Here is a 12,924-nt window from a genome sequence, read left to right on the forward strand (position 1 = left end):
CATGGCTGATGATCTGTTCAAACTGAATATCGACGGTAAGGACATTGAGGTCCCGAAGTCCTACACGCTTATGCAGGCGTGCGAGGAAGCGGGCGCCGAGATTCCACGCTTCTGTTACCATGAGCGACTATCGGTCGCCGGTAATTGCCGTATGTGTCTTGTCCAATGGAAGGGCGCGCCGAAGCCGATTGCGAGCTGCGCCCAGACCGTTGGCGAGATGCGGATGAACCCTGACGGCACGCCACCGAACATTCTCACTTCAGGTGATTATGTTGAAAAGGCGCGCAACGGCGTCATGGAGTTCCTGCTGATCAACCACCCGCTGGACTGCCCGATCTGTGACCAGGGCGGCGAATGCGACCTGCAGGATCAGGCGATGGCTTATGGCCGGTCGGGCTCGCGCTACGACCTCAACAAGCGCGCGGTGGAAAACAAATATATGGGGCCGCTGGTCAAGACGATCATGACGCGCTGCATTCAGTGTACGCGCTGTGTCCGCTTTGCTGCCGAGGTCGCAGGCGTTGAGGAAATCGGCATGATTTCCCGCGGTGAAGACGCTGAAATCACGACATATCTTGAGGAGTCTCTCACCTCAGAGCTTTCCGGCAATGTGATTGACCTCTGCCCGGTCGGCGCGCTGACGTCGAAGCCGTATGCTTACAATGCGCGCCCATGGGAGCTGCGCAAGACCGAATCGATCGACGTCATGGACGCGCTCGGCTCGGCGATCCGAATTGATGCCAAAGGGGATGCGGTCATGCGCATCATGCCGATCATCAACGAGGAAGTGAATGAAGAGTGGCTTTCCGATAAGTCGCGGTTCATCTGGGACGGTCTCGGCCGTCAGCGCCTCGACAAACCGTATATCCGCGAGAACGGTAAGCTGCGTCCGGCAAGCTGGAGCGAAGCGCTGTCGGCAACCGCAGACCTGTTGAAGGGTGACGCGTCGAAGATCGGCATGATTGCTGGCGATCTCATCGAAGTTGAGCAAGCCAAAGCGGCGCTGGATCTGGCGCGCAATCTCGGTATTCAGTCGACGGATTGCCGCCCTGCGGGCGCAAAATATGGCACAGATTCAGTGCGTGAGCGCTACATTCTGAACCCGACCTTGATGGGTGTGGAAGAAGCCGATGCGTTGCTCCTGATTGGTGTGAACCCGCGCGTCGAAGCGGCCGTCTGGAATGCGCGTATCCGGAAGGCCTGGCTGTGGAATGATCTGAAGGTTGGTGTCGTCGGTGAGCCGGTCGACCTGACTTACGATTATGAGCACCTCGGTTCAGCGGCAGACAGTCTGACCGGTCTCTATGGTCGCGACAGCACCTTTATGGAGTCGTTCCGCAAGGCGAAGCGGCCGATGGTCGTTGTTGGTGAGCAGGCACTGCTCGGCGATGCGGGGCTCGACGTGTTGAACGCAGCGCACGGTCTGGCACTGGAAGCATCCGCCATCAGTGAAGACTGGAGCGGATTTGGCGTGCTTCACAACGCAGCTGGCCGTGTTGGCGCGCTCGATGTCGGTTTTGTGCCTGGCGAAGGCGGCGCAGACACTGCTGCCATGTTGTCCGGCGGCGTCGACACGCTGGTTCTTCTTGGGGCGGATGAGCTTGATCTATCTGGCCTCGGCGACACAAAGACGATCTATGTCGGTCACCATGGCGACGCGGGCGCGGCGAAAGCCGATATCATTCTTCCCTGCGCGGCATACTCTGAAATTGACGCGACCTACGTGAATACAGAAGGCCGCGTACAGATGACGAGCCAGGCCGTGCAGCCAAAAGGCGAGGCCAAGGATGGCTGGGCAATCTTCCGCGCCCTGTCGGACTCGGTCGGCAAAACGCTCGCTTACGATTCGGCGGCTGAACTTCGGGAAATCCTGCGCGAGCAGAATTCTGTGTTTGCAGGCCACGGATTCGCCCCAGGCACAGCCGGTCATACGGCGCTGAGCGAACCGCCCGCCAAACCGGAAGGCCTTGAAAAAGCGCGTCCTTTTGAAGCGCCTTTTGCGGATTTCTACCTGACGAACCCGATTGCCCGGGCTTCCAAGACAATGGCTGAGTGCTCGCTGATGAAGCGTGGCCTTGAAACGCCGGTAGCAGCGGAGTAGGCGAGCGCCATGAGTGCATTCATCCAGGAACATGGACTGCTTTTTGGCTGGCTGACAGTGATCAGCCAGATATTGCTGTTCACGGTCGTGCTTCTGCTGTCGCTGGCCTTCCTGCTGCTGATGGACCGCAAGGTCTGGGCAGCGGTGATGATGCGCAAAGGCCCGAACGTGGTTGGCCCGTTCGGCCTGCTGCAGAGCTTTGCAGATTTCGGGAAATTCCTTCTCAAGGAAATCATTATCCCTGCGGGTGCGAACAAGACGGTCTTCCTGCTCGCGCCGATCCTGTCTCTGACGTTGGCATTCGCGTCCTGGGCCGTGATCCCGGTTGCGCCAGGCTGGGTCGTTTCCGACCTCAATGTCGGCATCCTCTACCTGTTCGCGATCTCGTCGCTTGGTGTTTACGGCATCATCATGGGCGGCTGGGCATCCAACTCGAAATATCCATTTCTCGGATCGCTCCGGTCTGCAGCGCAGATGGTGTCATATGAAGTCTCGATTGGTTTCATCATCATCACCGTGATCCTGCTCGTTGGCTCGATGAACCTGTCTGAGATCGTCAATAACCAGTCAGGTGGCTTCTGGACGTGGCACGTCTTCAGCTTCAATCACATCATCCTCTTCCCGGTTATGGTGGTGATGTTTGTGATGTTCTTTGTCTCGGCCTTGGCTGAAACAAACCGGCCGCCATTTGACTTGCCGGAAGCAGAATCCGAACTCGTTGCCGGCTATCAGGTCGAGTATTCGTCAACGCCATACCTGCTCTTCATGATCGGTGAATATCTCAACATCGTTCTGATGTGCGCCATGATGACCATCCTGTTCCTGGGTGGATGGCATGGACCAATTGCGATGGGTGAGGACTTTGTCGCCAATTTCCCGCTCTGGCTCGTCAATCTTGGTCATCTGGCCTGGTTCATGGCGAAGATTGTTTTCTTCTTCTTCCTCTTCGCGCTGGTGAAAGCCGTCGTTCCGCGTTACCGGTACGACCAGCTGATGCGGCTTGGCTGGAAGATCTTTCTGCCGACGTCACTCGTCGCTGTCTTCATTGTCGCGGGATATGTTGTTTATGCGGGAGTCCAGTCATGAGCCTCGTTCAAACCATTCGCGGCGCGCTGCTAACTGATTTCTTCAGCGCCTTTGGCCTTGGCCTTCGTGAGATGTTCCGCCGCAAGGCGACGAACAATTACCCGTTCGAGAAAAACCCGCTGAGCCCGCGCTTTCGCGGCGAGCATGCGCTGCGTCGTTATCCCAATGGCGAAGAGCGCTGCATCGCCTGTAAGCTGTGTGAGGCGATCTGTCCGGCGCAGGCCATCACGATTGAGGCCGAGCCGCGCGAAGACGGGTCTCGCCGCACCACGCGCTATGACATCGACATGGTGAAATGCATCTATTGCGGCTTCTGTCAGGAAGCCTGCCCAGTGGACGCCATTGTCGAGGGGCCGAATTTCGAATTCGCGACGGAAACGCGCGAAGAACTTTACTACGACAAAGAGAGACTGCTTGCGAACGGAGATCGCTGGGAACGGCTGATCGCACGCAATCTCGAACTCGACGCGCCGTACCGCTAGGGCGGTGCAGATTTAGGATTTTGGCGGCACTGCCGCTGCAATGATTGGGGCTGACCCGGTGGAACTGATTGCCTTTTACATATTGGCGGCCATCGTCACGATTTCCGCTATCGCGGTGATCGCGGCCAAGAACCCGGTGCACTCGGTGCTCTGGCTGATCCTTACTTTCTTTACGTCGGCCGGGCTGCTCGTCCTGATCGGGGCGGAATTTCTCGCCATGTTGCTGGTCGTCGTCTATGTCGGCGCGGTTGCCGTGCTGTTCCTGTTCGTTGTGATGATGCTCGACGTGGACTTTGTTGAGCTGAAGCAGGGCTTCCTCGGCTATCTGCCGTTTGGCGTCCTGATGGGGATTGCCTTCATTGCCGAGATCGCGCTGGCGACCTTTGCGCGTGGCGGCGGCAACGACAATTTCAATCCGTATCCTGGCGCCGAGACGAATGCCGAGGCGATTGGCCAGGTCATGTACACCGATTACCTGCTGCTCTTTCAGCTGTCGGGCATCATCCTGCTGGTCGCCATGATCGGCGCCATTGTGCTGACGCTTCGTCATCGCCCGCACGTCAAACGACAGAATATCGCGAAGCAGACCGCGCGCCGCCGCAAGGATGCGACGCGTCAGCTGGACGTCAAATCGGGCGAGGGGCTGTAGCCATGGATATTACCGTCAATCACTTCCTGGCCGTTTCGGCAGTGCTGTTCACGACAGGCGTCGTCGGCATCTTTGTGAACCGTAAGAACATTATCGTCATCCTGATGGCGATCGAGCTGATCCTGCTTTCGGTCAATCTGAACCTGGTGGCATTCTCTGTTTTCTCCGGCACGATCACCGGGCAGATCTTTGCCATGCTTGTACTGACTGTCGCGGCCGCTGAGGCCGCCGTGGGGCTTGCGATCCTGGTGGTCTACTTCCGCAATCGCGGCGATATCGCCGTCGAGAGCGTGGATCTGATGAAGGGCTGACCCAGACATGCTTTCCGATTCCCTTCTTCTCTTTATCGTTCTCGGGCCTGGCCTTGCGGCCATCATCGCAGGCCTGTTTCAGAAGGTCGTGACCGACCGCGGTGCGATGATCATCACGACCGGCACGGTTGGCCTGGCGGGCATCCTGTCGATCATCCAGCTCTTCCTGTTTGCGTTTGGCGGTCATGAAGCGGCTGAAGCCGTGCACACAGCAGGCCCGGCTGAGGGCGCGCATGGAGCGGTTGCCGCTGAAGCCTTCCATCACGTTATCAAGCTGATGACCTGGATGGATGTCGGCCAGTTCCACGCCGACTGGGCGATCCGGGTAGATGCGCTTTCCATCGTCATGATGGCCGTTATCACCGGCGTGTCCGGGCTCGTGCACCTCTATTCCTGGGGCTACATGTCGGAAGATCCGCACCGCGCGCGCTTCTTCTCTTACCTGTCGCTGTTCACATTCATGATGTTGATGCTGGTGACGGCAGACAATTTCATCCAGCTCTTCTTCGGCTGGGAAGGCGTTGGCCTCGCATCCTACCTGCTCATCGGTTTCTGGTATCAGAACAAGGCGCCGAATGACGCTGCCATCAAGGCCTTCGTGACCAACCGCGTGGGTGACTTCGGTCTCGCTCTAGGCATCATGGCCGTTTTCCTGGTGTTTGGCTCGGTTGAGTTCGCGCCGGTTCTTGATGCCATCAAGGCGAACGCAACGGTCACGCCGCTCGCTCTGGCGGCCGCGGCACCTGTGCAGGAGCTTGTGATCCCGTTCCTCAACTGGGACCTACCGGCGCTCGAAGTGATCGGCGTTCTGCTGTTCATCGGGGCGATGGGTAAGTCGGCCCAGTTCTTCCTGCATGTCTGGCTACCGGACGCCATGGAAGGCCCGACGCCCGTATCGGCGCTTATTCACGCTGCGACCATGGTGACTGCGGGCGTCTATCTCGTCTGCCTTGTTTCGCCGATCTATGAGTACGCGCCTGTTGCCGCTGGAATGGTGACGATTATTGGCGCGGTAACCGCGCTTTATGCGGCAACGGTTGGTCTCGCCCAGAATGACATCAAGCGGGTCATCGCCTATTCAACGTGTTCGCAGCTTGGCTACATGTTCTTCGCAGCCGGTATTGGCGCTTATCAGGCCGCCATGTTCCACCTGTTTACCCACGCCTTCTTCAAGGCGTTGCTCTTCCTCGGTGCCGGCTCGGTTATTCATGGCATGCACCATGAGCAGGATATGCGCCGTATGGGCGGTGTCGCGAAATACATGCCGCTTACCTATGCGGCCATGATGATCGGTACGATCGCGATTATCGGTCTCGGTCTGCCGCACTCGCAGCTCGGTTTTGCTGGCTTCTTTTCCAAGGACGCCATTCTGGAAACGGCATTTGCCGCGAGCGAAAACGGTATCACCTTCGCGCAGGTCGCCTTCTGGTTCGGTATCATCGCAGCGCTGCTGACGAGCTTCTACTCCTGGCGCCTGATTTACATGACGTTCCATGGCCCGCGTGAAGATTCGATGCCGGCTACCGCGCATGAGGCGGACAGCCACGCTGACGACCATCTGGCGCATGATGACCACGCCGACCACGCGCATGACCATCACGGCGATCCGCATGAATCTCCGCTGGTCATGCTCATCCCGCTTGGCCTCCTGTCTCTTGGAGCCATCTTTGCAGGCTTCATCTTCTATGGCTCCTTTGTGGGCCACCACCAGGCAGACTTCTGGGCGGGGGCGATCTACACAACGCCGGCGAACCACCTGTTGGAAGAAAAGTATGACGTGCCGGAATGGGTCTTCTGGGCGCCGCTGATTGTTACGGTCACGGGCTTCCTGATCGCGACGTTCACTTACCTCTTCAACCGGGGCTTTGGTGCGAAGATCGCCGCGTCTGGGGGACCCCTGCACAGCCTGTTCTCGAACAAGTGGTATTTTGACGAGATCTACAACGCCACGATCATTCGCGGCGCGCGGATCCTCGGCAATGTGTTCTGGAAAGTTGGCGACAAGAAAATTATCGACGGTTTCGGGCCGGATGGCGTGACTTCTGCCGTGCGCTGGGGCGCCCGCAGGCTTTCGGCCATGCATACCGGCTATCTCTATCATTATGCATTCGTGATCATTGGCGCGGCGCTCGTCTTTGGCGCGGTGATCTTCTGGCGCGTCGGAGGCGCGGGCTGATGGGCAATTTCCCGATTCTGACCGCGGTAACATTCCTGCCGCTTGCTGGTGCTGTGCTGATCATGCTCGTGCGCGCCATGACGGGTGGCCAGGACAATGACGCTGGCGGCGGCGAGAAGTCGCTTATCGCGGGCCTGATCTTCTCGGTCGCGACATTCCTCGCATCGCTTGTCATGCTTGCCAGTTTCGACATGTCCGCAAGTGGCTATCAGCTTGTAGAGAACGTGAACTGGTTCGCCAATGTGCAGTACAAGATGGGCGTCGACGGCATGTCACTGCTCCTCATCTTGCTGACGACACTACTGACCCCGATCAGCCTCATTGCGTCGATTGGCTCAGTTAAAACGAGGCTCACCGAATACACGATCGCCTTCCTGGTGCTTGAGACATTCATGATTGGCGTGTTCTGCGCGCTCGATATCGTCGTGTTCTATGTTTTCTTCGAAGCAGGCCTCATTCCGATGTTCATCATCATCGGCGTCTGGGGCGGCGTTGATCGGATCTACGCCTCTTTCAAATTCTTCCTCTACACGCTGCTCGGGTCGCTCTTCATGCTAGCGGCTGTGGTGTTCATGTATCTCCAGGCTGGCACGTCTGACATTGAAGAACTGGCGAATTATGCTTTCGCGCCGGAGGTGCAGATCTGGCTCTGGCTGGCCTTCTTTGCGTCCTTTGCGGTGAAGCTGCCGATGTGGCCGGTCCACACCTGGCTGCCGGATGCACACGTTCAGGCGCCGACTGCAGGCTCCGTCATTCTGGCCGGTGTGCTGCTGAAGATGGGCGGGTACGGCTTTATTCGCTTCTCACTGCCAATGTTCCCGGACGCCAGTGAATTCTTCCAGCCAATGATGTTTGCGCTGTCCGTGATCGCGATCGTGTACGCGTCTCTCGTCGCCTGGCGTCAGACCGATATGAAGAAGCTGATCGCGTATTCATCGGTCGCGCATATGGGCTTTGTGACACTGGGGATCTTCTCCTTCACGGAAGTCGGCATGCAGGGCGCAATTTTCCAGATGATCTCGCACGGCCTGGTCTCTGGCGCGCTCTTCCTTATCGTCGGCGTCGTCTATGACAGGATGCACACACGGGAGATCGCCGCTTATGGTGGCCTCGTGCACAAGATGCCGATTTATGCGGCCATCTTCATGCTGTTCTCCATGGCCAATGTCGGTCTGCCCGGTACCAGCGGCTTCGTTGGTGAAATTCTGACGATGACTGGCGCCTTCCTGGCCTCCAGCTGGGCGGCGGCGGGCGCAGCGCTCGGTGTGATCTTCTCAGCCGTTTACATGCTGACGCTTTACCGGCGGACGGTATTCGGTCAGATCACCAACCCGGCTCTGGAATCCATCAAGGACGTCAGCACCAAGGAACTGATCTGCCTCGTCCCGTTGGCGATTGGTACGATCCTGCTTGGTGTGGCTCCAAATCTCATTTTCACGATCACGCGCGAAACGAGCCTTCGCGCGCTTCAGATGATCACCGGAGGTTAGTCGCCCATGTTTGAATTCGAGGCGATGATAGCGGCAATTGGGCCAGAGTTCTTTCTGGCGGCAGCAGGCCTGACCGGGGTTCTGCTCGGGGCTGTCATGCGTGACGGCTTCAACGGGATATCCTTCAAATTCGGTGCGCTCGTGCTCATCGGTGCTGCGGCATTGACGCTGATGAATTGGGAAGGCGGGGAAGCGTTTGGCGGCCTCGTAACAACCGGCCCGTTCGTGAATTTTGCAAAACTCGTCAGCTTTGGCGCTGGCGCCATAACGCTTTTGATGGGTGAGAATTTCCTGAAGCGTCATGAGACGATCCGTTACGAATATCCGCTGCTGATCATTTTCGCGTCGCTCGGTATGGGCATCATCCTTTCGGCGTCGAACCTGATGACGCTCTATATGGGCATCGAAACGCTCAGCCTGTCCTCTTATGTGCTGGCGTCCTTCCACCGCGATTCGATGCGCTCGGCTGAGGCAGGCCTGAAGTATTTCGTGCTTGGGGCCCTGGCGTCCGGTCTGCTCCTTTACGGTATTTCGCTGGTGTACGGCTTTGCCGGAACGACGAGCTATGAAGGCATCGCAGAGGCCGAGGGCGGTATTGGCCTGCTGTTTGGCATGGTGCTGATGATTTCCGGTATGGCCTTCAAGGTCTCCGCAGCACCGATGCATGTCTGGACGCCTGATGTTTATGAAGGCGCGCCAAGCCCTGTTGTGGCTTTCTTCGCGACGGCGCCGAAAATGGCGAGCATGGTTGTCTTTGCCAATCTGATGTTCACCGCTTTCCCAACGGCCTTTGAAGACTGGCAGATGATCATTGCCATCATCGCAGCTCTTTCGATGCTGGTCGGTGCATTTGGCGCACTCGTTCAGACCAATCTGAAGCGGCTGCTTGGTTATTCCTCGATTGCGAATATGGGGTACGCCCTGATCGCGATTGCGGCTGGTGCTCAGAACGGCGCCGCAGCCCTGCTGGTCTTCATGACGAGCTATGTGATTGCTTCCATCGGTCTGTTTGGCGGCGTTCTCGCGATGCGCCGTGAAGGCGGCATGGTTGAGAGCATCGACGAACTGGCCGGCCTGGTTCGTCGCCGTGCTGGCCTGGCAATTGCGCTCACCATCCTTGTGATATCCGTTGCAGGTTTCCCACTCGCTGTTGGTTTTCTCGGCAAATTGCTGATCTTTGAAGCTGGCTGGAATGCTGGTCTGCTGCCGCTGCTGATCATTCTCGTGATCAGCTCGGTTATCGCATTCGGGTATTATCTGCGGATCATTCTGATCATGTGGGTGCGCGAGCCAGCTGAGAAGTTCCAACCGGTCGATACGATTGTCACGCTTTCAATCTATGCGGCCGCAGCCGCCTGTATTGGGCTCTTCATCTTTATCGCACCGTTTACTGACTGGGCGATTGCGGTGACGGACAGGTTCACTCAGTGAGGCCAGACACGCCGGTTCAGTGGCACGCCTCCATCGACAGCACGAATGAAGAAGCGCGCCGTCTGGCGCAGGCGGGTCATTATGGTCCGATCTGGATCGCCGCGCGCGAGCAGACAGCCGGCCGCGGTCGCCTGGGACGGCAATGGTCTTCTCCCACAGGCAATCTGTATTGTACGGCGCTGTTCCTTGAGCCAGGCGGTATACAGGTCGCGACGAGATTCCCGTTTGCTGCGGGGCTCGCTATCGCCGATATATGCGCCCAGATCGCACCAGACGCGCCCGTTAAACTGAAATGGCCGAATGATGTGCGCGTCGATGGCGCCAAGCTCTGCGGCATTCTGGTGGAAGCCGGGGCAGGGCCGGGAGGCGCTTCATGGGTGGCTGCCGGCATGGGCACGAATGTGCAATCTGCGCCCGAAGCCGTCGGCCAAAGCGCGACCTGTCTTAAAGACATGGTGCCCGGCGCGCCGCTTGATGCGGATCTGGTGATGGAGGCCATTCGCCCCGCCTTTGCCAAACGTATTGCGCAGGCGCGGGATGACTTTCCCGGATTGCTCAACGACTGGCTGACCTTTGCCGAAGGTCTGGGCGAAACGGTACGGATCGGCAAGGACGTGTCGGCGAAGGTTGGCCGTTTCGTCGGGCTTGAGTCAGATGGTGGGCTGCGCCTGGAATTGCCGAATGGTGCGGTGGAGATTATCAGGGCGGGCGACGTCGAGCTCGTCAGAGAGGTAGGCTGAGATGTTGCTGGCAATTGATATTGGCAATACCAACACGGTCTTCGCATTGCATGATGGTGAAGACTGGGTCGCGATGTGGCGCAGCGCCACCGACCCTCGCAAGACGGCCGATGATTATGTGGTCTGGCTCGGCCCGCTCATGGATATGCGCAAGGTCTCGCTCTACGATGTGGATGCTTGCGTGATATCGTGTGTGGTGCCGCAGGCGCTCTTCAATTTTCGAAATCTGGCGCGCCGTTACTTCGGTGTGGAGCCGCTTGTCATTGGTGAGGCGGGCGTCGAATTGGGAGTTCCAATTCGTATTGCGAGGCCTGAGCAAGTCGGTGCGGACCGTCTCGTCGCCGCCATTGGCGCGCATGTGGCGTATTCCGGAGCATTGATCGTCATCGATAGCGGGACAGCGACGACATTGGACATTGTCGGTCCTGATGGCGGGTTTGAGGGGGGCATCATCAGCCCCGGTATCAACCTCTCCATGCGGGCTTTGCACGATGCAGCGGCGCAGCTTCCGCGTATTGCGATCCAGCGACCGGAGAAAGTCATCGGCGATTCTACGGTTGCGGCGATGCAGTCGGGTGTCTTCTGGGGGTATATCGATCTCATCGATGGCCTTGTGCGCCGCGTTAAGGAAGAGTACGGCCAGCCCATGACAGTGATCGCGACCGGCGGGGTGGCTTCACTGTTCGAGGGCGCAAGCGCCACGATCGACCACTATGACCAGACGCTGATGGAATCCGGGCTTCTGGAAATCTACAGACGCAACCAAAAAGGCTGATATGCCCAATCTCGATACGCCTGAACTTGTATTTCTTCCGCTCGGCGGATGCGGCGAAATCGGGATGAATCTGAATGCGTATGGCTATGGCCCGGCCGATGATCGTCGTTGGATCCTGGTCGATCTAGGCGTCACTTTCGGCGATGACACCACGCCCGGTATCGACCTCATCTGCGCCGACCCGGAGTTCATCGTAGAGCATGCAGATCAGATCGATGCGATCTTCCTCACACACGCTCATGAAGACCATATTGGCGCCGTCGGTCTGCTCTGGCCGCAATTGCGAGCGCCGATGTATGCCACGCCGTTTACCGCTCATTTGATCGCTGGAAAACTTGCTGAACGCGGCTTGTCGCATGTCGACGTGAATGTCGTACCGCTGGAAGGAAGCGTCGAGGCAGGTCCGTTCGAAGTCACCTATATGACTTTGACACACTCCATTCCGGAGCCAAATGCGCTCGCCATCAAAACGCCGGTAGGGACGATTTTGCATACGGGCGACTGGAAAATCGATCCGGATCCACTGATCGGAGAAGGCGTCGATATCGATGGCCTCAAACGCCTCGGCGACGAGGGCGTGCTTGCGATGGTTTGCGATAGCACGAATGTGTTCGTTGAGGGTGAGAGCGGGTCTGAGGCAACGGTCCGCCGCAACCTCATCGACCTGATTGGATCCCTCACCGGGCGGGTAGCGGTTGCCACTTTTGCGTCCAACGTTGCGCGCGTCGCCACCGTGATCGAGGCCGCAAAACAGGCGGGGCGTAGTGTTTGCCTGGCCGGCCGTAGCATGCACAAGATCGTAGACGCTGCGGTGTCGACGGGCGTTCTGACCGACTTGCCGGACCTCGTTGACGAAGCGGACGCCGGTAGCTTTCCGCGAGACAAGATCCTTTATCTCTGCACGGGTAGCCAGGGCGAAGAACGCGCGGCGCTTGGCCGAATCGCCAGCGGCAGCCATCGCCACATCAGTCTCGGCGAAGGCGATACCGTCATTTTCTCTTCCCGGGTGATCCCGGGCAATGAAAAAGGGATTTTCGACCTCCAGAATACACTGGCCGAAAAGGGCGTCCGGATAATCACCGACAGGATGTCCAAAGACCCGATCCATGTGTCGGGCCACCCGGCGCGTGATGAACTCGAACGCATGTACCAGTGGGTGCGTCCTCGCATATCGGTTCCGGTACATGGAGAGCGCCGCCACATCATGGAGCACGCAGCCTTTGCGAAGTCGCTCCAGATTTCCGAAGCGGTCACGCCGCGCAATGGTGATCTTATTCGTCTCGCGCCGGGCAAGGCGGAAGTTATCGATATCGTGCCGAATGGTCGCTTGCACCTGGACGGCAATCGTCTGGTGCCGGCCGGCTCCGAAGGATTGCGTGAGCGCATCGCGATTTCAAAGTACGGCTACGTAACGGCCAGCGTTTCCCTGGACGAAGGGGGCGGCATAGCCGATGGGCCTTTTGTATCAGCGCGCGGTTTATCCGAGGATGATGGAAGCCTCGCCGATGAGTCGCTGGATGCGGTTGAGGCGGCCTGCGAAGAGGCGCTGGACGGTTTGTCACGTCGCAAGCGTCTTGACGATGACGTCGTGGAGACTGTTCTGGTGAGAGCGATCCGACGGTCGTGCGAGAAGGTCTTCGGGCGCAAGCCGCTCGTCGATGTGACGATAATGAGAGTGTGAGG

Annotated in this window: 11 protein-coding genes; all 11 read left to right on the plus strand. The window is 58.3% G+C overall.

Annotated features, from left to right (window positions below):
* Position 1: 1 nt before the first annotated feature.
* Genes nuoG through WNY37_RS10930 form a run of 11 tightly spaced genes read left to right on the plus strand, consistent with a single transcriptional unit; the run spans position 2 to position 12,922 of the window.
* Positions 2-2,101, plus strand: coding sequence for an NADH-quinone oxidoreductase subunit NuoG (gene nuoG, locus WNY37_RS10880; protein WP_342973412.1), 2,100 nt, complete (start codon positions 2-4; stop codon positions 2,099-2,101).
* Between the two features lie 9 nt (positions 2,102-2,110).
* Entirely contained in the window at positions 2,111-3,187 is a 1,077-nt protein-coding gene (gene nuoH / locus WNY37_RS10885; protein WP_342973413.1) for an NADH-quinone oxidoreductase subunit NuoH, read from the plus strand.
* On the plus strand, positions 3,184-3,669 hold the full coding sequence (gene nuoI / locus WNY37_RS10890; protein WP_342973414.1) for an NADH-quinone oxidoreductase subunit NuoI: 486 nt from the start codon (positions 3,184-3,186) through the stop codon (positions 3,667-3,669). The genes nuoH and nuoI overlap by 4 nt, the downstream gene beginning before the upstream one ends.
* A 40-nt stretch (positions 3,670-3,709) precedes the next feature.
* A complete protein-coding gene (locus WNY37_RS10895; RefSeq protein ID WP_342973415.1) occupies positions 3,710-4,318 on the plus strand; it encodes an NADH-quinone oxidoreductase subunit J in 609 nt (202 codons plus the stop codon).
* Positions 4,319-4,320: 2 nt separating this feature from the next.
* On the plus strand, positions 4,321-4,629 hold the full coding sequence (gene nuoK, locus WNY37_RS10900; protein WP_084393707.1) for an NADH-quinone oxidoreductase subunit NuoK: 309 nt from the start codon (positions 4,321-4,323) through the stop codon (positions 4,627-4,629).
* 7 nt (positions 4,630-4,636) lie between these two features.
* Entirely contained in the window at positions 4,637-6,805 is a 2,169-nt protein-coding gene (gene nuoL / locus WNY37_RS10905; RefSeq protein ID WP_342973416.1) for an NADH-quinone oxidoreductase subunit L, read from the plus strand.
* On the plus strand, positions 6,805-8,295 hold the full coding sequence (locus WNY37_RS10910) for an NADH-quinone oxidoreductase subunit M (RefSeq protein ID WP_342973417.1): 1,491 nt from the start codon (positions 6,805-6,807) through the stop codon (positions 8,293-8,295). Before nuoL ends, WNY37_RS10910 begins: the two co-directional genes overlap by 1 nt.
* Positions 8,296-8,301: 6 nt before the next feature.
* A complete protein-coding gene (locus tag WNY37_RS10915) occupies positions 8,302-9,726 on the plus strand; it encodes an NADH-quinone oxidoreductase subunit N (protein WP_342973418.1) in 1,425 nt (474 codons plus the stop codon).
* Positions 9,723-10,466 (plus strand): biotin--[acetyl-CoA-carboxylase] ligase, encoded by a 744-nt coding sequence (locus WNY37_RS10920; protein ID WP_342973419.1) that lies wholly within the window; start codon positions 9,723-9,725, stop codon positions 10,464-10,466. Before WNY37_RS10915 ends, WNY37_RS10920 begins: the two co-directional genes overlap by 4 nt.
* A 1-nt stretch (position 10,467) precedes the next feature.
* Positions 10,468-11,241 carry a type III pantothenate kinase gene (locus tag WNY37_RS10925; RefSeq protein ID WP_342973420.1) on the plus strand — a complete coding sequence of 258 codons (774 nt, stop codon included), beginning with the start codon at positions 10,468-10,470 and terminating at the stop codon, positions 11,239-11,241.
* A gap of 1 nt (position 11,242) precedes the next feature.
* Complete coding sequence (locus WNY37_RS10930) at positions 11,243-12,922, plus strand: ribonuclease J (RefSeq protein ID WP_342973421.1); 1,680 nt, start codon at positions 11,243-11,245, stop codon at positions 12,920-12,922.
* Positions 12,923-12,924 lie beyond the last annotated feature (2 nt).

The organism is Henriciella sp. AS95 (assembly GCF_038900055.1).
Taxonomy (GTDB): Bacteria; Pseudomonadota; Alphaproteobacteria; order Caulobacterales; family Hyphomonadaceae; genus Henriciella.